The organism is Candidatus Ornithobacterium hominis (assembly GCF_951229915.1).
Classification (GTDB): domain Bacteria; phylum Bacteroidota; class Bacteroidia; order Flavobacteriales; family Weeksellaceae; genus Ornithobacterium; species Ornithobacterium hominis.
In genome coordinates, this window is record NZ_OX579588.1 from 1,216,531 (window position 1) to 1,235,618 (window position 19,088).

The 19,088-nt window shown below is 37.2% G+C and carries 25 protein-coding genes; 4 read left to right on the forward strand and 21 right to left on the reverse strand.

Features of this window, described 5'->3' with window-relative positions:
- Positions 1-276: 276 nt before the first annotated feature.
- From QOX03_RS05610 to QOX03_RS05710, 21 genes are all read right to left on the reverse strand, one after another.
- Positions 277-777 carry a hypothetical protein gene (locus QOX03_RS05610; protein ID WP_283670363.1) on the reverse strand — a complete coding sequence of 167 codons (501 nt, stop codon included), beginning with the start codon at positions 775-777 and terminating at the stop codon, positions 277-279.
- A complete protein-coding gene (locus tag QOX03_RS05615) occupies positions 764-1,246 on the reverse strand; it encodes a M15 family metallopeptidase (RefSeq protein WP_283670364.1) in 483 nt (160 codons plus the stop codon). The genes QOX03_RS05610 and QOX03_RS05615 overlap by 14 nt, the downstream gene beginning before the upstream one ends.
- 27 nt (positions 1,247-1,273) lie before the next feature.
- Positions 1,274-1,681: a hypothetical protein gene (locus tag QOX03_RS05620; RefSeq protein ID WP_283670365.1), complete on the reverse strand. Its 408-nt coding sequence runs from the start codon at positions 1,679-1,681 to the stop codon at positions 1,274-1,276.
- 25 nt (positions 1,682-1,706) lie between these two features.
- Entirely contained in the window at positions 1,707-2,192 is a 486-nt protein-coding gene (locus QOX03_RS05625) for a hypothetical protein (protein WP_283670366.1), read from the reverse strand.
- Positions 2,189-3,484 carry a hypothetical protein gene (locus tag QOX03_RS05630; protein ID WP_283670367.1) on the reverse strand — a complete coding sequence of 432 codons (1,296 nt, stop codon included), beginning with the start codon at positions 3,482-3,484 and terminating at the stop codon, positions 2,189-2,191. Before QOX03_RS05630 ends, QOX03_RS05625 begins: the two co-directional genes overlap by 4 nt.
- A gap of 4 nt (positions 3,485-3,488) precedes the next feature.
- Complete coding sequence (locus QOX03_RS05635) at positions 3,489-4,367, reverse strand: hypothetical protein (RefSeq protein WP_283670368.1); 879 nt, start codon at positions 4,365-4,367, stop codon at positions 3,489-3,491.
- Complete coding sequence (locus QOX03_RS05640; RefSeq protein WP_283670369.1) at positions 4,364-4,843, reverse strand: hypothetical protein; 480 nt, start codon at positions 4,841-4,843, stop codon at positions 4,364-4,366. Before QOX03_RS05640 ends, QOX03_RS05635 begins: the two co-directional genes overlap by 4 nt.
- A complete protein-coding gene (locus tag QOX03_RS05645) occupies positions 4,836-5,717 on the reverse strand; it encodes a nucleotidyltransferase (RefSeq protein WP_283670370.1) in 882 nt (293 codons plus the stop codon). Before QOX03_RS05645 ends, QOX03_RS05640 begins: the two co-directional genes overlap by 8 nt.
- Before the next feature lie 167 nt (positions 5,718-5,884).
- Positions 5,885-6,196 (reverse strand): hypothetical protein, encoded by a 312-nt coding sequence (locus tag QOX03_RS05650; protein WP_283670371.1) that lies wholly within the window; start codon positions 6,194-6,196, stop codon positions 5,885-5,887.
- Positions 6,187-6,528, reverse strand: coding sequence for a hypothetical protein (locus QOX03_RS05655; RefSeq protein WP_283670372.1), 342 nt, complete (start codon positions 6,526-6,528; stop codon positions 6,187-6,189). Before QOX03_RS05655 ends, QOX03_RS05650 begins: the two co-directional genes overlap by 10 nt.
- Complete coding sequence (locus QOX03_RS05660) at positions 6,528-6,821, reverse strand: hypothetical protein (RefSeq protein ID WP_283670373.1); 294 nt, start codon at positions 6,819-6,821, stop codon at positions 6,528-6,530. The genes QOX03_RS05655 and QOX03_RS05660 overlap by 1 nt, the downstream gene beginning before the upstream one ends.
- A complete protein-coding gene (locus QOX03_RS05665; RefSeq protein WP_283670374.1) occupies positions 6,814-7,332 on the reverse strand; it encodes a hypothetical protein in 519 nt (172 codons plus the stop codon). The genes QOX03_RS05660 and QOX03_RS05665 overlap by 8 nt, the downstream gene beginning before the upstream one ends.
- Complete coding sequence (locus QOX03_RS05670; RefSeq protein ID WP_283670375.1) at positions 7,329-8,327, reverse strand: hypothetical protein; 999 nt, start codon at positions 8,325-8,327, stop codon at positions 7,329-7,331. Before QOX03_RS05670 ends, QOX03_RS05665 begins: the two co-directional genes overlap by 4 nt.
- Entirely contained in the window at positions 8,327-8,920 is a 594-nt protein-coding gene (locus QOX03_RS05675; RefSeq protein ID WP_283670376.1) for a DUF6046 domain-containing protein, read from the reverse strand. Before QOX03_RS05675 ends, QOX03_RS05670 begins: the two co-directional genes overlap by 1 nt.
- A complete protein-coding gene (locus QOX03_RS05680) occupies positions 8,913-9,059 on the reverse strand; it encodes a hypothetical protein (protein ID WP_283670377.1) in 147 nt (48 codons plus the stop codon). Before QOX03_RS05680 ends, QOX03_RS05675 begins: the two co-directional genes overlap by 8 nt.
- 38 nt (positions 9,060-9,097) lie before the next feature.
- Positions 9,098-9,418, reverse strand: coding sequence for a hypothetical protein (locus tag QOX03_RS05685; RefSeq protein WP_283670378.1), 321 nt, complete (start codon positions 9,416-9,418; stop codon positions 9,098-9,100).
- A 26-nt stretch (positions 9,419-9,444) separates the two neighbouring features.
- Complete coding sequence (locus QOX03_RS05690; protein ID WP_283670379.1) at positions 9,445-9,870, reverse strand: hypothetical protein; 426 nt, start codon at positions 9,868-9,870, stop codon at positions 9,445-9,447.
- Positions 9,870-11,111, reverse strand: a complete 1,242-nt coding sequence (locus QOX03_RS05695; protein ID WP_283670380.1) for a DUF2586 family protein — start codon at positions 11,109-11,111, stop codon at positions 9,870-9,872. The genes QOX03_RS05690 and QOX03_RS05695 overlap by 1 nt, the downstream gene beginning before the upstream one ends.
- Positions 11,098-11,475, reverse strand: a complete 378-nt coding sequence (locus QOX03_RS05700) for a hypothetical protein (protein WP_283670381.1) — start codon at positions 11,473-11,475, stop codon at positions 11,098-11,100. Before QOX03_RS05700 ends, QOX03_RS05695 begins: the two co-directional genes overlap by 14 nt.
- An 11-nt stretch (positions 11,476-11,486) precedes the next feature.
- Positions 11,487-12,545 carry a phage major capsid protein gene (locus QOX03_RS05705; RefSeq protein WP_283670382.1) on the reverse strand — a complete coding sequence of 353 codons (1,059 nt, stop codon included), beginning with the start codon at positions 12,543-12,545 and terminating at the stop codon, positions 11,487-11,489.
- A 40-nt stretch (positions 12,546-12,585) separates the two neighbouring features.
- Complete coding sequence (locus tag QOX03_RS05710) at positions 12,586-13,701, reverse strand: Clp protease ClpP (protein WP_283670383.1); 1,116 nt, start codon at positions 13,699-13,701, stop codon at positions 12,586-12,588.
- Between the two features lie 122 nt (positions 13,702-13,823).
- Between QOX03_RS05710 and QOX03_RS05715 the strand changes: the two genes are divergently transcribed.
- From QOX03_RS05715 to QOX03_RS05730, 4 genes are read left to right on the forward strand one after another with little or no spacing between them, the layout of a single operon-like run.
- On the forward strand, positions 13,824-14,282 hold the full coding sequence (locus QOX03_RS05715) for a hypothetical protein (protein WP_283670384.1): 459 nt from the start codon (positions 13,824-13,826) through the stop codon (positions 14,280-14,282).
- Positions 14,279-15,862, forward strand: a complete 1,584-nt coding sequence (gene terL, locus QOX03_RS05720; RefSeq protein WP_283670385.1) for a phage terminase large subunit — start codon at positions 14,279-14,281, stop codon at positions 15,860-15,862. The genes QOX03_RS05715 and terL overlap by 4 nt, the downstream gene beginning before the upstream one ends.
- Before the next feature lie 3 nt (positions 15,863-15,865).
- Positions 15,866-16,291 carry a phage protein Gp36 family protein gene (locus QOX03_RS05725; protein WP_283670386.1) on the forward strand — a complete coding sequence of 142 codons (426 nt, stop codon included), beginning with the start codon at positions 15,866-15,868 and terminating at the stop codon, positions 16,289-16,291.
- A gap of 58 nt (positions 16,292-16,349) precedes the next feature.
- Positions 16,350-18,854 (forward strand): phage portal protein family protein, encoded by a 2,505-nt coding sequence (locus QOX03_RS05730; RefSeq protein ID WP_283670387.1) that lies wholly within the window; start codon positions 16,350-16,352, stop codon positions 18,852-18,854.
- Positions 18,855-19,088: the final 234 nt, after the last annotated feature.

Consider the following 19,088-nt stretch of genomic DNA (forward strand, 5'->3'; position numbering starts at 1 on the left):
ATCTCTAAAAGGTATTTGATGTTTCCTTTTTTGTTTTCTTGAATTTTACCTTTTTCAAGGATTTTTCTAAAATTTTGTAATATTTATTCATGTTTTTTAGTTTTTTCTTATTTTTGCTCTACCACACATTTAACCAAAAAAAGCCACAGGAACAGAAGACTTTTGTCCTCCGTAGCCTGTGGCTCTCGTTTAAATGTGTGGTAACTTTAAAGCGGAGGACTTTTATACACTACCTCCAAGTGTTTAAATGATATTTAATTCGGTTTTAAATACTTTTTAAAGCAGCTTTAAACGCCATGTTAAATAAGCTAAAACACTTAATAAAAACCCAAAGAAATAAATCCAAAAATTAAACTGAATACCTTTCAATTCTTTTGTTTTTTCCTTCTTTTTAACTTGCCGTCTATCTATACTTTCAGACTCAACAAAAACTTTACTTTTTTCGTCTTTTTTTTCTTGAAAAGTTTGATTAACTGATTGATTATTTGCATCTTTACTTCGTAAAAGCACTCCACCTGAAAGAGTTATTTTCTCAACCACTTTGCCGTTCAACTCATGCGTGTATGTAAGCGGAATTGAATCGTTTAAGCTTCTTAATTCAAATTTTGAATTTTCAAAGAAACTTTTTTGATTAAAGGCTTGATTGAGTGCTATTTTTGCTTCAATTAAACTATCTAACTTTTCAATTTTTGTTTGCTGTGCTTGATATTCTTCTTGCTGAACCCTTACTTTTTTAGTTCCGCAGGAAAAAAGAAAAAGCAGACTAAATAATAACATAGCCTTCTGCATCTTTTCTTAAGTTTTTCAATGATTGAACAGAGTGCCCAAATGTTTTCTGAAAATGTGGCATATCCCTGAACGTTCGCCAATCGCCACCCCATTCCCAGCCGTGGCGTTTGAAAATGAGAACAACCTCCATCCAGTCGGCTTGTTTATCGCCGTCCCAGTCTGCTTTTACGTCCCAGCTCGCAGACTTTCCGTCTATGATAAGCGCCATATCTACAGCAAGGGCGTAATTGTGTACACTGCTTCCGCCACGTGCATTGGTTACCCGTTTGCCTGGCTTGGTTCTGCCTTGTGCATAGAGTGCGTTTTGCTCCGCAATTGTTCGGTATCCCTGTGTAATCCTGAGCTTTGCTCTTCCTGTAAGTGCCCTGTCGCATTCTTGAATGATTTGTTCTAATTCTGGCCTGATTTTAGGGTGTAATTTCTCCACTTTCTCTCTTGTGGGCTTATCCTGTATCATTTTTTTATTTTCAGATTAAAATATTTTTTAAGGCTTAAAAAATTTCTCAAAATTCTCCTCTCGGTGTTTGATTCTTTTATTAATCCAGTGCTCGCAGTGATTGGGGACTGACTTGTCTAATTTGTCTACCAATTTTCTGAGTTTTTCGCCTTTTTCAGAAAGGGTTTTAGCTCTTGAGTTCTTGCCTAAAACACTAGATATGGTTTCTTTCCTATGCCCGAAGTGGTGGATTGAATTCGGGGTTAAAAGCTTGCGGTTTAGTAATGTTTTGAATTCTGAATTTGCAAAAACGTCTAAATTCACTGCCGATTTATAATCATAACCCTTTGTACTTCCATATACTTTACGCACGGCTCGTTTATTCCACCAAGTAAGTGGAAAAAATAATCCATAAGCTACTAGCCATAATATTTTATTTTTAATCCAGTTTTTCATGATTTTTTAAAGGCTTTAAAAATTTTTACTCAATAATGTCTTTGACTACTTCTTCTGTAGGTTCTTCCAAATTTTGGGTAGGGGCACTTCCTTCGTCAAATAAATTATTCTTATCATCAATATGAATTGAGTTTTGAAGAATGTCTTTTAAGGGAGTGGGGTTGGAATAAATCTCTTTAATGAAGTACTCATACGCAGGGTGTTTAATTGGGTTTCCTGCCTCATCTAACACAGGCTCTCCTTGCGGATTCCTTTCAAAAACTTCATAAGAATTATCTACTTTCCAGTCCCTGCCCCTTTGTCTTACTTTGTGTGTGAATTCAGGTAAAGGCTCTCCTTTTTGATTAAAATAGAGCATGTCTGCATCATGGTCAATGATTTTAAATTTTTCAGAAATGTTAGCCCCGAAGTAGTCAATTATTCTTATTAGCCCTGACTTTGGGTGATTGCTGATTTGTAGCTGAAATTGCCCTTTAAATTCGTACTTTGAGAGGTCTATTGTTTTTTTCATATTCTGTTAACTTTAACTTGTGTGATTTTTGCTTGTGGATTTTCAAATCTTAGTTTATAATTATCATCCCCTAACGTATATTGAGTTACATTTAAATTCCCATCTGGGAGTCCAAGATTTCCTATTGCATAAGGCGTGTAAGCTATTACAATAATGGAATTCTCTATTTTGTACAGATAATAATAATTCTTGTTGATGATGGATTTTCTGTAATGACCCAGCCCATACACACCTCCAGCCGAACCTAACTCAAGTCTGTTTATTCCATTCTGATTCTGGGTTTTTGTTCCATAAAAAGTGAAAAACCCAACGGCACTTCCTATTCTTTTGTGGTCTTCAACTAAAAATTTAATGGCTACATTTTCATTTTTTTTAAATATGAAATCCTTTGTTTCAGCCAGCATCACAGGTTTTAACTTGTCTGTAGTTTGGTAATAATTGTCCAGCTCTTTATTATACTTCAATTCAAATCCTCTCCCTTCATTTAGCAACTTTGCAGCTTCAGGTTTTCTGTTATCCAAAGTCTCAACCCTCCAAAAATTTTCAGGGACAGCCTCCCAACCCTCTTCACTTTTCCAGCTTTCTAATGCGTGTTGGATTTGTAGTTGATAGCTGTCAGGTTTAGTCCAGTTTGGGTATATATGGTTTACACTAACTTCTTGAGGAAAAGCAAACTGCAAATTCACAATGGGTAAATCAGTTTTTTTTGCAAGAGTCCCATCAGCATTGACTACGAGTTTTTCTGAAAAAGTTACATCTTCACTCTCTTTCAGGGAGATGTTTTTGAAGTCTAATCTTCCTTGCACGTCAATTTCTCTGATGACATTGGGCAAAATAGTTTGATTATTGTTAGACAGATTAGAGACTTCTTCAATTCCTAATTTCTCTCTCCATTTTTCTACATCATCCTCTGCGAGGTTTTCAGCTGTTTTATTTGCTTTGGTGGTTAAGTCTATGTTGTCTAGGAGGTTATCCACTTGGGCTTTTGTATAGCCCGTTCCTTGGATTGTTTCACCTCCTTTTTCATAGTCATGGGTAAGCACCCGCATAGCTCCAACTAGTGAAGTCTTTTCATCGTCACTTAGGTTGCTGGCATCTTTGAGTAGATAATTTTGCAACGAGCCGTCTGCGGATAAACTTTGCAGAAATTCATCCCAATTTTCAATAGCGTTTTGGGGGATTTTTTCGTCTTTGTGCCAGTAAGAGTCCATCCAGTTCCAGAACTGCTCTTGCGTGGGTTTTAGGAAATTCCTAAACCAGCTTTTGATTGTATTTTTATCTGTCTTTGCCATTTTTCTAAATTCCTTTGAACATGATGAATGCTAATGTGTAGTAAGCTGGGCGATTGTCAATCGGTTGAGCCTCACCGTTAAGCCCTCCAGCACTTTGAGTCACGCCTGAGAGTGTTATAAATTCGCTGTCGGTTTTTGAATTTCTATAGTAAATGTACCTGTTGTCATCATCAGATTTAGCAGGACCTGAAAGGCTCTCACCTACGTACTGTGTGCCACTAACGGCTTTTTTGCGGATGGTCTTTTCAATATAATAAGCATCTTTGAAGCTATGTGAGTGCGAACCATGGGCACTAAAATCGTGCGAGTGTGGCGGCATGTTAACCGCTTTCAGTGTAATACGATCTTCACCACCTCTTGTGCCTAAATCATTTTGATTTTCAGCTCCACGAATGAATTTATTTCGCAAGTCAGGCGTTCCGTTCTGCCCATCACACAACACCCAACCTGCAGGAATTTCATTGATTTTCCCGCTCCACATGGATATTAAACCCACGGGCGTTAATGCTTTTTGTAATATTTTGATAGGTGTAATTCTTGTGAAATTCGCCCAGGGATAAACTGTAGTTCCGTTGCCAAATTGGGCTTTTCGCACCACTTCTACATCTCTTGCTACACCATCCTCAAACTGCTTTTGCGTGCGAGTTTCTACAATCACAACATTTGTGGCCAAAGTCCCACCCGTGAAGGGTAAAATTTCACCATTAATATACACCGTTCCATTGCTGACTTGAGAGCCTGAAACTTCACATCCGCTCAAAATAGTCAAATCTCCTGCGATTTCGCCAAAATTTTGCATCAGCAATAGGCTTGCTTGCATAAAGTCGAGCGTATTCGTTGTTAACGGGAAACCGCCTGTTTGTTGTACGTTTAATTTATTCATATGATTTCATATCTTTTGGATGCTAAGCGATAGAAATCTATCAACGCTCGCATTTTGTTTTTATCAAAATTTAAATCCGATGGAACGTGAACGTAAAAGTCCACACCTGTTTTTGCGTATGCCGATTGCCTGTGCAGGTAAGTCGGGTTGTTCACCGCTTCTGCATTTAGCCATTTGGGTTTATTTTCTCCTTCTGTATAGATGTAGAAAGGTTTTGCCCCAGCTCCGTTATCTATTCTAATTCTACGCAACTGTGAGTCAAATTCATCGTTCAACACTTTGCGTAGATAGCACACCTGCCCGTTGTGTCTAAGCTTGTATAAATTTTGCATCCTGTTATTGTGCCATTCAGCATAGAGCTGAGCGATTGGGAAAATAAGCACACGCAGCCACGCCTGCATTTTCTTTTTTCTGAGAAAAGTTGGCGTCAGTAAAACGCTTAGTTTATTAAAATCTATTTCAGTCCATTTAGACATAATTTATTGTGCTTAGTGTGTTAGGTTCGTCATTATTATCAAAATTCACAGTGAAATAGCCCGAAACAGGTATTTTGCTCATGTATATATTGTCATAGCTGCCGTAGGTGTTCACTTCTGCATCTATCCACGCCGTTTGGGCGTTATTGGAAACTAAATCCAACACCCCTGGAGCTGCCAAAATCTTTTCTTCTAATTTCTGTATAGAAAGTTCACCATTGAATGGAAGCTCTTTCATAAATGCTTGTATAGCTTCTTTTACGGGTTCTTTTCCGTTTAAAATATTTACGCCGTTTTCGTTCAAAACCAAAGGGTCTCGTTTGATGGTTAAATTTAGCTTGAGCAAATCGGGCAGATAATTAATAATCGTCAGCTTCACGCCAGCATCACGGATTTCATTCATGTAATGGTCAAATGAGGCTTTCACGTTTTCAGTTCCATTTTGTCCGTCTGAAATGGGGGCGAGTTTTCCTGTTTGATTTTCTCCTGCAATTTTGACGATAAGGCGGCTTTGGTCTTCGCTTTCTACTATTGCGGCGTATTTCACCAGCTTTGCTTTTTCGATTTCTTGGAGTGTTGCGTTTTCGGTATCAAATACATCTGAGTCTGTTTTTAAATCAAACCCATACAAGAAAGCCAAAGCTTTGTTTCTGTACCAGCGTGCCGTGTGTGGGCTTTGTTGGTATAATTCTGTGGTTAGCTCGGCCTTATGTTTATCAAAAAGCATCTCCAGTGTCCAAGCACAGAAAGCGACAATGTATATCCATAGCCGCCAAATTGCCGTGCGGCTGGTGGAGTTCAAATCTGCTAATGCGGGTTCGCTCTGCTTGATTTGGTGCATTTCTGCTTGTATTTCTTCTATGGTTCGTGCCATTTTATGTTATTTTTTTTTAAGGCTTTATCCTATCCCCAGCCCTTTCCCAAGGAAAGGGAGTTGACGTGCATTTAAAAATCTCATTTTTTTTAAGGCTTAATTTTTTTTAGTTAAAAGAAGGTTTTTTTTAAGGCTTTAGAAATTTTTCTAGTTTGCATTTAATGCGTTCAGCTTGCTACTTTAAAATCATGATTAATTGCCCAAGCGCTTATGCCTTCTTGTATTTCTTCAGTACCATTATCACCTGCAGTGATCACTTGTATCGCCGTGGCTGGTTGTATGTTTTTTGCTGTGTAATAGTTGTATATATCATTATTTTTTGTCAAATCATTTGGAATGTTTAAACGGCTCCCAATAGCCAAATCATCGGTAAGGCTAATGCCGTTTGCTACTGCAATATCAAAAGCATTTTCTACGCTGCCTGTGTGTTGCAGGGCGAGGTCTAATAGGGATTGGTTATGTAGGGTGGTTATTTGCATTCTCTTAGTTGTTTATTTTCTTTGCGTAATTGTTCATTTTCAAGCTTCAGATTTGCTATGATTCTTTTATGTAAAGCAATTTCATCTTCTAACAGACGAATTTTTCTATCGTGCATCACCTCAAATTCTTTGTATTTATTCTCATACCGCACGCTTAAATCATCCAGCATATTTTGATACAACTTTACACGCTTCTCATCATTCTCTGTTTCCAGCCCCTTCACCTCTGCATTATTTCGCTTTCTACCAAATAACCACCCGAAAAATCCACCTAAAAAAGCAGGAGCTACATAGCCTAAAATATCTCTTACTATTTCAAAATTTTCATACATCACACTTCTATTTTTAAATTTTTATAATCAGGCTCAAAATCAATGTTAGGGGATTGGTAACCATCATAATTCAATTGTATTCTTAAATCTCTTTTAAACCTTACTGGTTTGGTGTTTGTTTTCAAATAATTCTGAACTCCAAAGCCAAGCGTTGGGTGTTGTTTGTATTCTCCTGGTTGTGCAATTACAATATGTTCTACATGCTGCATATCACTTTCTTCTATCAGAAAGTCACCATTTCTGAAGATAAGCTCACCCAAAGCGTCAACTTGTATGTCTCTTCTGCTATTCATTCAATAAATTTGACACACGAGTTGGATACACATTTTCAAACTTCATTTTCATTGCTTCTGCCAAAGGAATTACTTGTGCAGCTCCAGCTTTTGTGGCCGTTTGTTTTAAATAATCACAGAGCAACTTAAGATCATCAATCAAATCATTCAACAAAGCTTTTAGATTTTCAGATTCCGTGAGAAACTTCAATCTGCCATCAGCCATCTCAAACTCGGCTCCTTTCACTTTATAGAAAATTCTTTCAACTTCTGTCGTCTGCACAATAGCTGTTTCTTGCTCTTCACCATCAACAACCAGGCAAAGCACTTCGCTTCCTATCGCAGGAACTACTAATAAACCACTATCAAAATTACCTTCAATAGCCTGTAATCGAACGTCTTCTAAGTCTGAAAGATTACCATCTCTTTCAACTTTACATACATTTCCATTTACTTCTACTACTTTTCCAACCGTAGCATTTATCTTGCTTTTAGCTATCTTTCTGATAGCTTGATTAAAAACTTCTGTCATAACTTGAAACTGATTTTATTTTTTCTTTTCACGCCTGTTGTAGCATCTGCAGTGAGGGTTACAGCTTCCACAAAATACCTCCCGTTTCTATATTTATTCGTATAATTCGGGTCTTCTAATTGGATTGAATCTTGTGCCTTTACGCGTGGGATTAACCACCCATCCACACTTCCATTATAACCTTCAAAGACTTGACTGTCATGTTGTTTTTTCACCCAATCATTTAGCTCGGTTTGAGTCAATCCAACTGGAGCATGAACTGTAACCTCCCCGTTTATATTTTCACCATATTCAGATTTTAGCTTTTTGCTTGTACCTTTTTGTAGTGATACAGCAATGAACTTTTTTTGTCTTTTTTCTTTGCTCAAGTACTTCAAATCAGAGCTTTCACGGATGTTTCTGCCAAAAACAAAATCATGATTGCTTGCTGGCTTCATATCAATCAATAAACCAGCGTGTAATACCTTGCCTTTGAAATAGCATCGTATGCCATACTGTTCTTTGAGTGCAGTTATCACTTCATAAGGCGTAGCATTATTAATCATAAACTTGCCAAGATTGACGTCTAATGCTTCAATATCATACGCAGGTGCTATAAATTTTAGTAACTCTTTCAAACTAATTTTTGAAAATGTTTTACTTAATTTATTAGCCTTTTTGAGTTGATACATTTCATCTTCACATTCAATAAGAAGAGGAATCTCTGCACCTATCTCGGTAATGTAACCTTCAAACTCCGTATCTAAATTACCGTTATAGCCAACTTCAATTTTAATTGCATCTCCTACGTTTATGGACTCTAAAAGATTTTTACCATAAAAAGATAAACCGCTATTTCCTTTGCGTGCATTTTTAAACTCTCTTGGTAAAGTGACTTTTGCTGCATCAGAAAATTTCTCAATGCTATTTTCTATCCATAATGTTTCCAATACATCAAAAACAATGTTTTCGGCAATGGTAATTTTAAATTCTATGTTAAAGAATAAATACGGCATTATTTAGGTTTATTTAGATACCAATCAACTTCTTTTATACTGCTTGCTGAAAATGAAAACTGAATCGTGTCCATAAATCCCTCCACATGATTAATGTCTATACTATTGAGATAAATAGTATCAATTTCTTTATCTTCAAGCTGAACCCCTGAAACTGGAATTACATTATTCACTTCAAATAAGCGATGTAATTTCGTAATCAATTCTTCTGGGTATCGCCTATTTTGGACATCAATTAAAATACCTCTCATATTCAATTGCCAAGGGCGTGTTCCCCAGCGTTCTACAACAATATTATCACTCCCAGACACTTCTGTTTCAATAAGTTGTTTTTCTCTATTGAAATCTATCATTAGCGGTGGAGCGAAAACATTTTTAAAATCACCTTCCAGCATTTTAGAAAATTTAAACTCTTGCATGCCAGGAGGGCTCAAGACAACATCTTCAAAAGATTCGTCATAATCCCCATACAATTCAATGCCGTAATCTTTGCCCTCTTGTGTTACTACAGCGTTGAGCATTTTGCTTCCTGCAACGTGACCAAATGCCGCCGCATATCTTTCTGCCAAATTGATTACAATTGAGTTACTCATTGAATTTTACGCTTAATATTCCTTGTTCTCCTAACCATTTTAACTGTGCCAGCTTCATGACCCAAGTCTCATCATCCAACTGCTCGGGAAATGGGATGTGTAGAAAAAGCGACATTAATGCATCAGCTTTCAGATACAAATCCCCGTCATTTTTATAGCTTAGACCCGAACAACTATCTAAAGCTTCCCGAACTTTCCCTGCCTTACTGGGATTAATTCAGTGATTAGCCCTGCCGCAGCAAAGAATAGCCCGTCATCATTCAACACTTCTTCTTTGCCGGTCACTAAGCTGTTTTTAACCAAAATTTCTTGCCCTTTTTTAGGGTCTGAATTCATGAATTTCATTGCTTGTCCCACAACTGAACGGGAGGGTACCACTGCCAAAACCTCCATTTCATTTTCGTTGTAATCATCCATTGGCAAAATCAGCGAACGGAGTTTGTTTCCGTACTGCTTTTTCAATTGCTCTTTTACTTCTTTTGATACTTCTTTTATCATTGTTTAAATAATGTTTAAATTTAATTTTAAGCGTTACCTTGTTCCACATTTAGCTTTACATCCAATGCAAACAAATCATAAGCATATTCAAGCCCCATATCGCCTGTAACCTCTCGACCTTCTTTTTGGAATTTCGCAACGACTTTATCTACTATGATTTCGTTGAAATCATTTGCAAACTCGATCGTCATGGTGAAAGGTTTTAGGCTTAGTAAATTTCCTTTTGCAGCTTTTTCAAGCGGAGCTACATCACCCATCATCAAAGTCATAGATGCTTGTGGAGTTATTTTTCCTTTGCTCCAGCTGCTTGGTTTTTCGCCAAGAGTATGATTTACTTGATGTTCCTGTTCGTTTCCGTAACTTACAGATTTCACGTTAATTGGTACGCCATTAATTTGCACGGTAACATCCGCACTATCATAGGCTTTCCCATTTCTATTTATATCTGCCATCAGTCTCTAACTTTTAAGTTTAATATTCCTTTAATTTCGCCAATTACGCCTTTGGGTACAATTTTGTAATTGATGCGTAAAATCCTTTCTACCAATAAATCACTATCTTTATCCACCATGGTTTTACCATAAGTGATTTCGCCTCTTGATTGCATATCAGAAAAAACTTTATCACCAATATCTTCCAATGCTACTAAAGTTCCTTTACTTAGTTTTCCGGTAGATTTATCAACATTCCAGGTGGTTTTCACCTTTGGCAAATAAGCTTTCCTTAATTCACGAACTGCCTTATCTGCCACACGCCCATACGCTACTGTAAATTCATTCATAGAATTATCTACATCTACAACGATTGGCGTTGATGTATGGTCATTATTCCATCTTACGCCTGCTAACCCTGGATAGGTAACACCAAATACATAACCTTTTGTTTCAAGTGTTTGCAGCTCTGCGTATGATTGTGCATTGGTTTTATGGTTAGATAATCCAGGTTCAATCCACCTTTTACGCAAAGGGTCTGTTAGATTGAACTTTTCGTTATCCCCTATGTTTTCATAAACTTTTGCTTTAGAGCAAACACCCAATGCTGTTCCCACAGCTGCATACTTTTGATTTTTCCCTGTTCTACTTTCTGCATAGAGCCAATCTTGACCAATAACTACACTTACTTTATCGGCCTGCAGATTATCATCCAAATTTCTCAAATCCGCTACAGAGGAAGCATTTCCTCCATACGCATAGCCCTCTAAAAAAATTTGACAAGGCATATGATTTTCATAAGCCCATCCATACAATGTTTGCGCAGCTGAAATAGCATTGTAAACATCTGCAGGGATTCCATTGAGCATTGCTGTTTCGCCCTCCGTAGCAGGATTCGCAGCTATAGCCAACTGTCTGATTTCACCACGAGCATGTGCTAATAGATGTTTTGAGGCTTCCAAAGATTCACTCATGCTCTTAGCTCTTGCCACCAACATGATGTGAAGTGGCGTGCCGTTGCCTGCCTCTTGGTAAAACTCATACAAATGTTGAAAACAAACCAAATTATTTGCCTTATCAAATGCTGCAGTGATTCCTAAATTTTCTACATCATACAAATTATAGACAGTAGTCGGAGCGTCCAACGCAAGGTTTTCGGCTGCTACCGCCCCAATGATAATGCCACTTATAGCATCATCATTGGCTATGCGGTTGGGGCCCAACTGCCCCTTTTGTATATCTACTCCTTTAAGATTCGCCATTTTCGTTTTCTTTTAATTCTTTTAACCTAATTTCAAGTGCTTCTTTAGCTCCTTTCCTGTCTTGTCCTTTATGCTCATCAATGATGAGTTGTTCAATGAATGGAATTTCATTAATGGCTTGAATGGTAAACTTTATATCCGCAACCGACTGGTTCAATATTTTTTGAGTATCCACACGCTCTTTTGGTTGCATGTTCAACTTCAATTTTCTTTCAATAGTCATAATCTTTTCATCAGCTTTCACTGAATTTTGAGCTAAACTTTTGTTAGAAAAAAACTCACCTCGTTCATTCATATACAATACCTCAATTTTGGGGTTGTTTTTAAAAATGAATTCTGCTGTTTTTGCTTGTGTTGTTGTCATTTTCTCACATTTTAAACAGTTGCTGAAACAATAGCACCCATAGCACGCTGTTTTCTTGGCAACACAATATAATTGTGCCTAATGTTGTAGAACCAAGATTGTTGTTGCGTTCCTGGTTTGTCTGTGTAGTTCTTTGTCAATCCTGCTGCTTTGAACATATCTGGTGCATAAAATGCAACCGAACCTTGAAAATCACCATCATCTGGTAATGCACCAAAACTTTTCTTAGTCAATGATGCAACGGTGAAATATGGCGAATCAACATACCAATAGACTTTAAATCCGTATAATCTTCCATTCAACAACCCTCCAACTTCATCATTGAATTGCCCAGAAAAAGAAGTTTTGCCAATAGCATCCTCCAGCAAGTCATTGTAGTGATCTGAACACAACACAAGGATTCTTTTATCTGCAGGAATCTTTTGTCCATCAAAGGCTCTTTTCAATTGCAAAATATCTTTCAAAATCATCTTTCTGCGTCCAGTACCATCGTCCTCTCCCGTAGTTGTAACAATAGGCGTTGAAGTAGCACTTGTGGCTGGGGCGAGTGCGTGCAACGCTTTGTTATGTTTCACTCGCATTACAGCATCCTTATGCTTTTTCTGCACTAAACGAATTTTATCGTAAGCAATGAATTGAATTTCATCATCCGTTACTTTTGTTGCCTTAGTTTGATACTTGTCCAAACTGATAGGAATATCTTTGTCTGTTTGCTGTGCAAACCCAATAGGGTATGTAGAGTTATTGATTAAAACCTCTGGATCAGCTCCAACATCAACTAAATGAATAACCTCATTTTCGCCTACTGTGGCACTTACAAAGCGGGATTCATCTGGAATTTCATTTAAAAACGTAGCATCTTCAGTTGCTCTAAAATCCCCTACCAAAACATCTGTCCAAACCTCTTGATTCAATCCTTCCATCATAGAACCTTTTGGGGTAATATTAGTCCTTGTCACTAACTGTGCACCTGTTCCCAGAGCAAACAACACAAGCCCCATCATGAGTCCGTTTACCTCAAAGTTTAATTGAAATAAAACCCCAACCAATAGTGACAATAGTAAATTCATTACGATTGCCGATTTTTTTAATCTTTTAGAATTTTTCATTTTATTTTCTGAATTTATTGTTTAAAAGTTCATTGTATGCATCTTTGTCATTTACCGCCAAAGCCTCTAAACCACGTGGGTCTTTTTGTTGCCAATCGTCCCAAGTCCAAGATGCTTTTGCTGAATCAACACTGGTGTTTCCTGCATTTTTTATCATTCCTGAAATGCCTGGAGCTTGATTTTTAGGTGCTGTGTCTATCACTTGAGCTAATGCCTCTAATCCAGAGGTCTTCCCAATATTGATTAAAGCTTCTTTTTTATCGTCAGAAACTTTATTTTCTTTCGCATAAGCTTCCACAAAGGCCTTCACTTGTTCTTCTTTAAACTCCTGCAAGGAATTTTCAGCATTTACTCTTGCTTGATTAGATTCGTTTAGTTCGTTTTGTTTTTCTGCAAAAACGTCTTTTAAAGCGTTTAGAACAGCCGTGTCTGAACTATCAGCAGAAACTGAATTAAGCTGAAACGCGGCAATAATCATTTGTTTCATTTCTGTATTATTTGAATTTTGGTTATAAAATTTTTCAGATTCGGTATTAGTGAGTAGTTGAGCATAAGCGTTATACATTTGCTGTTCTCCCATTTCTCTTGGATTTTCAACGGGCATAGCGGGTGTTATTCTTGCAGGTATTACATGTTTTACTAAACCTATTTCTTTAGCTTCTTGGGCAGAAAACCAATTATCGCCATCCAAGAATTTCTCCACTTCATTTAGAGGTAGATTGGTTTTTGCCATTAGTTTTTCAACAAAGTTCCGCTGCATCATTCGCAGTAATTTGGCAGCACTTTCATGGTCTTTAGCATTTCCTCGCCCTCCAGAACTTGGGGCGTGTAGCATGATAAATCCATTTTCTACAATGCTCACATCATCAACTGCTGTCAAGAGAATACCTCCCATAGAAGCAGCGACACCGTCAATGATTAATTTTGGCTTTGTAGCGTTTAAGATGTTGAATATTAAATTTCCGTCAAATACACTACCTCCATACGTGTGCAGCCTTACGATTACTTCATCATAGACCTTTGCCAATCTTTCGTATTGATATACGAACTCCAAACCATCACCATCGTAGATGGTTCCGTATGCTTTCAGTGTATTTTTTTCCGTTAGAAAAATCATATTATCAAATCAATACCGCAAACATAGAGAGTGACTTCACACTTTTATAGAAATTAAGCAAGCCTTGCAACTTTTTGAATGACAATGTCTTATATGATTGAATTTTGTATTAAAGTGTTTTTATGTCTAAACGAATACATACCAAAAAAAAGGCAAAATCTGATCTCAAAGAGATTTGCGAAAAGCTATTTATAGAAACTGGCTTATCTGCTAAGGCTTTGGCAGATACCTACCCAGTATCCGAAGTTACTATCTCCAAATGGCGGAATGACACCTCAAAAGACGGCAAAACTTGGGATGAAAAACGTAGAGATTTTTTAACGGCTCCAGCCAACATCAAGCAAGTTCTAATGAATGAGCTTAAAAGTGTTGCTGAAGGCAATGAAGCATCTATCAACGTGAGAGAACTGGCGGCTATTCATAAAGTTGTAGAAAGTTTTAGTGATAAAGTAAATACACAAATTGTTTACAGTGTATTCAAAGAATTTGATAACTGGATGGCAGACCAAGACCCTGATTTGGCTTTGCAATTCATTCATTATCATAAACTTTTTTTAATCTATAAAGCTGAAAGAGAATGAGTGAAATATTCAGCAAGCAGCTGCAGAAACTTATTGAGGGCTATGATGAACACTGCAAGCAGCTTGAGAAAAAGACTAAACTTAACTATAGCCACAGAACACCACAAGAGCGTAGAGATTATCGTAATTGGCTGGAAGAGGATTATGTGCGTTGGTTTGAAGAGATGTTTCCACAATATGCCAAAAAGCCTTGTGCGTGGTTTCACCGTGAAATGGCAGAAAAACTCATTCACAATCCTATTTGTTTTCTTTTAGGTGAAATATACCGCTCTGGAGCTAAATCTGTTCATTTAGATTTAGGTATCCCTTTATATCTATATGTTACTGGTGAACTGCATTTTATGCTATTGGTGGGACAAACAGAGCCAAAAGCAAAAAAGCTCATTAGAGACATTCAAAGCCAGCTGACGCATAACCAGCGATTTATTTACTTTTATGGGAAAAAACATAAAAATGGAGACTGGGCAGACGGGGATTTTAAGACCGCAGACGGCGTTAAATTCATGGCTCTGGGTGCTGAGCAATCTCCAAGAGGTTTAAGGGAGGAGGCAGAACGCCCTGATTACATCGTTGTAGATGATGTTGACACACGACAGCGTGTGCGAAATGAAAGGTTAAGCAAAGAGCTTTTTGATTACGTATGGGAAGACCTCGTAGGTACTTTTGATGAGGGCGGAAGCAGACAACGCTTTGTTTGTGCTAATAATAATTTTCACAAAAATACCTTAATCAACCAGCTAAAAGAGCATTTTCAAACGCTTAATGAACGTTTGACGGCCGAAAATCTACCCAGCCATTATTACACTATTACGGTTCCTGCAGTTAAAAGCCTTGAAACTTTTGAACCCAATTGGCCAGAAAAAACAAGCGCCAACTACTGGCGGAAAAAATACATTGAAAAGCCATATCGCTCATTCATGCGAGAATACATGCACAAGCATATCACAGAAGGAGCTATATTCAAAAATGATGAAATTCAGTATAAAGAAATGTTGCCATTAGAGGTCTATGATGCATTGATTTTTTATGGCGATTTATCTTATAAAGATGCGGGCGATTATAAATCCATGGTTTTTTGTGGTAAGTACAAGCGTGAATTTCATGTGATTGATGCCATTGTGAGGCAAACCTCCAGGCACAATGTTGCTCTTTGGTTATACGAAACAGTAGAAGACAACAATCTTCTCAGTTTGAATATCTCATATATGATTGAAGGCTTGTTTGCTATGGATGAATTTGTAAACGATTTTGATTTGGTAGGTGACACAAAAGGCTGGTATGTTCCCGTTATCAGTGATGAAAAAAGCAAGTCTGGGAAATTTGAACGCATTGAAAGCATGCAAGGTTACTTTCAGCGTGGGAACGTTTGGTTTAATGAACAAAAAAAACGCTCTAATGATTTTGTAACACTCATAGAGCAGATTTTGGCTTTCCAAAAAGGGTCTGGCGCTCATGATGATGGGCCAGATAGTTTGCAGAGCGCTATCCAAAAACTGAACACAGCGGCAATTATTAATAAAATTCCACCTAAAACTATGAGTAGAAAAGAAATGGCAACCAGAAGTAAAAACAGATTTTAATTTATGGCATTTATCACAGAGGACGACTATAGTGCATTAGTCAAAAACGAAATTAAAAACATTTTGTTAGAGAATTATTCTGCCGCAAAATTATCAGCAGCAGAGCAAATGGCAATCACGCAGGTAAAAAACTACCTATCGGGCAGGTACAACACTGATTTAATCTTTGCCGCAGAAGGTAAGTTTAGAAATGCCCATATTGTCATGATTGTTATTGATTGCACGCTTTATCACTTGTACACATCTATAATCCCAGACAGAATGCCAGATATTCGCTCTGTGCGTTATCAAGATGCCGTTGATTGGCTCAAAATGGTAGGTAGCGGGCAAGCTGTGGCAGATTTACCTAAACTGAAAGATGAAAACGGACAGGAAATTACAGGCATGAAAATGTCCAGCAAATACAAACCTAATAATCATAGGTGGTAAACAACGTTTAAATAGCGTTTAAACTCAATTTTAAGCAACTTTAAAAGATGATGAATAGATGAACACGGAAAAAGGATTTAGAAGGGCAGAAAACGGACTTTATTTGCCTTTTGCTCAAAAAGCAGAAAAAGGAAAAGTGAATCCTAAAATAATTAATATTGTAAAGGGTTTCAAAGACCAATCACGCAAAGATATACAAAAATGGCGAAAAGCAATTCAAATGGCTCAATTGCCAGAAAAAGCAACACTACAGCCATACCATGATTTAGTAGATGATTTGCTCACAGATGGGCATCTGCAGTCTCAAATCGGCATTAGACTATCAGCAACGCTCAACACAGATTTTCATATCATCAACAGGAAATCAGGAGAAGAGAATACAGAGCTCACGCATATCTTCCGCCAGCAATGGTTTTTTGAATTAATTGAAACCTATCTCTGGCAAATTATAAGAGGATTCAAATTAATAGAATTTCAAGAGTTTAATTTAGATAAGATTAAACTTTATGAAATCCCACAGCGGCACCTTGTACCTACAGAGGGCAAAATAATCCCAGACCTTGGCAACCGTGACGCTTTTATTGATTTTAATGAACCTGCATTACAACCTTGGGTATTGCCTTTGGGTAAAATGGATAGTTTAGGCATCATCAACAATATTATCCCTTCTATCATCTGGAAAAGAAATGTAACGCAAAGCTGGGCTGAATTCTGTGAACGTTTTGGCATTCCGCTCATCACAGCTACCACCAATACACGAGACCAGAAATCATTGAATGATGTGCATGATATGCTCATTGGTATAGGTGAGGCAAGCGTGGGCACTTTCCCTATGGGAACCGATATTAAGTTTCACGAAGCTAATAGAACTGACGTATTTAAAGTTTATGCTGAATTTATTCAGTTAAATACGAATGATATTAGCAAACAACTGGTAGGTTCTACTATGCTAAGCGACCAAGGTACCAATCGTAGCCAAACAGAAGTGCATGAAAGAAGTTTAGACCACAAAATAGCTGCATCTGATAAAAGAGCTGTTATGTTCATGGTCAATGACCAGCTGATGCCTTTGCTCAAAACACAAGGCTATAAAATCAATGATGATGATGTGTTTGAGTTCAAAACAGCAGAACAAGAAATTGAACTCACAGAACTCTGGACAATTACAAGTGGACTGATTTCAAACGGCTATGATGTTGAAAGCGATTGGATTTCTAAAACATTTAACATTCCTATCAATGAAAAAAAAAAGACCAGTCCCACAGGAATAGTAGCACAAATTAAAGATGAACGCTATCCAAGTTATTGTGGATGCAATCATCATTTGCCCGCTGCAGCAAGTTTAGATATTTCAAAATTGTTGATAGAGCTCACCCGCCAATTGGCGGAGGCCTTATTCTATAAAAATGATTTTTTGGGCATACTGGGCAAAATGATAGCTGCAGAAGGCGTTGCTTTCACAAAAGCCATGATGCAAGGATTTGGCAAAGATGAGAGCTATACAGGCCCCGATAAATTGGTGATGCAGATGATGGAATATAATTGTTTTGATTTCGCATGCTCCAAAGCAGAAGAAAGGCACTACGCCATTGCTTCCCGATTGATTGATTATGAAAAAGGAATGCTCAAAAGCAAAAGCGAGTTTATACAGCAGTGCCTGAAGGATAATGAAAACCTAAACACCACCTGGCTAAAAACTGAATATGATTTATCCATAGCCGTAGGGCAAAATTCTGCTGCTTACGTGAGAGCCATCACAGACGCAAAAAACGGAGGCACACGCTATTACGAATACCAAACAGCAGGGGACAAGAATGTACGTGCAGCACATCAATCTTTAGACAGAAAAGTGTTTGATATCCTCTCGCAAGGAGACAAGGCAATATGGCCACCCAATGGCTATGGGTGCAGGTGCGAAATGGTTCCGCATAGTGGCGGAGCTCCTGTAACAACTTGGGATAAAGGAAAAGCCGTGCTAATGGCAAATGATAAATATTATCAAGGCTCTCAATTTGTTATCAATAGAGGCGACTTAAAACAAGTTTTTACCAACAAGCAATTTTACCGTGACATCAAAGGCTATCCTGAAAAAATTAACCAAATGACCTTTGATAAGTATGGCCTGGAAAAATGGGAAAATTTTAAAAATGATTTAAAGTCTATTAAATTAGATAAAACCATTACTGCAGAAAATGTAACCGAATTGTTTAAACCTGAAAAAGGAAAAGATTTTATGGGTTTTAGAGATTATTTAGATAGAAAAATTTTTATTAAAAAAGATAATTTTAATCATCACGTATCAGGATATTATACTAATGAGCATGAATTAAGACACAAGTTATTCCCACACATTAATGAAATATTGAACAATCCAGATGAAGTTTGGACATCAGATTGGAAAAGAAAAACGCAACGCAGATATATTAAATTTTATAAAGATAGGGTATTAATTGTTACAACTGAATTAAATGAAAAAGAACCTGGTATTGAAATCACATCTTGGTATAATATGAAAGGTAAAGAATCTAACACAAGAAGTGGAATATTGATAAAAAAGAAGTAAAGAGTTAATAAATTCCCCCTTTGATATACAGTGAGGAAATAGGCTTAAAAGTTATTACTTCGTCTAACAGATTACCATTTGCAGGACTTTATTAACTCCGACGACACAAAGATATAAAAAATTATGGCAAAACGATTATTGATTGTGAATTAGATAAACACTATGGTTTAGAAGTCAAAACTTGGTATAGTAATAAAATTAGTGAAAAGGATTTAAGACAAGGCATCTTAATAA

What these genes read in the sequence shown, in the direction of transcription:
- QOX03_RS05610 (WP_283670363.1), bottom strand. Translation starts at nt 777, where the DNA reads ATGTTATTATTTAGTCTGCTTTTTCTTTTTTCCTGCGGAACTAAAAAA.
- QOX03_RS05615 (WP_283670364.1), bottom strand. Translation starts at nt 1,246, where the DNA reads ATGATACAGGATAAGCCCACAAGAGAGAAAGTGGAGAAATTACACCCT.
- QOX03_RS05620 (WP_283670365.1), bottom strand. Translation starts at nt 1,681, where the DNA reads ATGAAAAACTGGATTAAAAATAAAATATTATGGCTAGTAGCTTATGGA.
- QOX03_RS05625 (WP_283670366.1), bottom strand. Translation starts at nt 2,192, where the DNA reads ATGAAAAAAACAATAGACCTCTCAAAGTACGAATTTAAAGGGCAATTT.
- QOX03_RS05630 (WP_283670367.1), bottom strand. Translation starts at nt 3,484, where the DNA reads ATGGCAAAGACAGATAAAAATACAATCAAAAGCTGGTTTAGGAATTTC.
- QOX03_RS05635 (WP_283670368.1), bottom strand. Translation starts at nt 4,367, where the DNA reads ATGAATAAATTAAACGTACAACAAACAGGCGGTTTCCCGTTAACAACG.
- QOX03_RS05640 (WP_283670369.1), bottom strand. Translation starts at nt 4,843, where the DNA reads ATGTCTAAATGGACTGAAATAGATTTTAATAAACTAAGCGTTTTACTG.
- QOX03_RS05645 (WP_283670370.1), bottom strand. Translation starts at nt 5,717, where the DNA reads ATGGCACGAACCATAGAAGAAATACAAGCAGAAATGCACCAAATCAAG.
- QOX03_RS05650 (WP_283670371.1), bottom strand. Translation starts at nt 6,196, where the DNA reads ATGCAAATAACCACCCTACATAACCAATCCCTATTAGACCTCGCCCTG.
- QOX03_RS05655 (WP_283670372.1), bottom strand. Translation starts at nt 6,528, where the DNA reads ATGTATGAAAATTTTGAAATAGTAAGAGATATTTTAGGCTATGTAGCT.
- QOX03_RS05660 (WP_283670373.1), bottom strand. Translation starts at nt 6,821, where the DNA reads ATGAATAGCAGAAGAGACATACAAGTTGACGCTTTGGGTGAGCTTATC.
- QOX03_RS05665 (WP_283670374.1), bottom strand. Translation starts at nt 7,332, where the DNA reads ATGACAGAAGTTTTTAATCAAGCTATCAGAAAGATAGCTAAAAGCAAG.
- QOX03_RS05670 (WP_283670375.1), bottom strand. Translation starts at nt 8,327, where the DNA reads ATGCCGTATTTATTCTTTAACATAGAATTTAAAATTACCATTGCCGAA.
- QOX03_RS05675 (WP_283670376.1), bottom strand. Translation starts at nt 8,920, where the DNA reads ATGAGTAACTCAATTGTAATCAATTTGGCAGAAAGATATGCGGCGGCA.
- QOX03_RS05685 (WP_283670378.1), bottom strand. Translation starts at nt 9,418, where the DNA reads ATGATAAAAGAAGTATCAAAAGAAGTAAAAGAGCAATTGAAAAAGCAG.
- QOX03_RS05690 (WP_283670379.1), bottom strand. Translation starts at nt 9,870, where the DNA reads ATGGCAGATATAAATAGAAATGGGAAAGCCTATGATAGTGCGGATGTT.
- QOX03_RS05695 (WP_283670380.1), bottom strand. Translation starts at nt 11,111, where the DNA reads ATGGCGAATCTTAAAGGAGTAGATATACAAAAGGGGCAGTTGGGCCCC.
- QOX03_RS05700 (WP_283670381.1), bottom strand. Translation starts at nt 11,475, where the DNA reads ATGACAACAACACAAGCAAAAACAGCAGAATTCATTTTTAAAAACAAC.
- QOX03_RS05705 (WP_283670382.1), bottom strand. Translation starts at nt 12,545, where the DNA reads ATGAATTTACTATTGTCACTATTGGTTGGGGTTTTATTTCAATTAAAC.
- QOX03_RS05710 (WP_283670383.1), bottom strand. Translation starts at nt 13,701, where the DNA reads ATGATTTTTCTAACGGAAAAAAATACACTGAAAGCATACGGAACCATC.
- QOX03_RS05715 (WP_283670384.1), top strand. Translation starts at nt 13,824, where the DNA reads ATGTCTAAACGAATACATACCAAAAAAAAGGCAAAATCTGATCTCAAA.
- terL (WP_283670385.1), top strand. Translation starts at nt 14,279, where the DNA reads ATGAGTGAAATATTCAGCAAGCAGCTGCAGAAACTTATTGAGGGCTAT.
- QOX03_RS05725 (WP_283670386.1), top strand. Translation starts at nt 15,866, where the DNA reads ATGGCATTTATCACAGAGGACGACTATAGTGCATTAGTCAAAAACGAA.
- QOX03_RS05730 (WP_283670387.1), top strand. Translation starts at nt 16,350, where the DNA reads ATGAACACGGAAAAAGGATTTAGAAGGGCAGAAAACGGACTTTATTTG.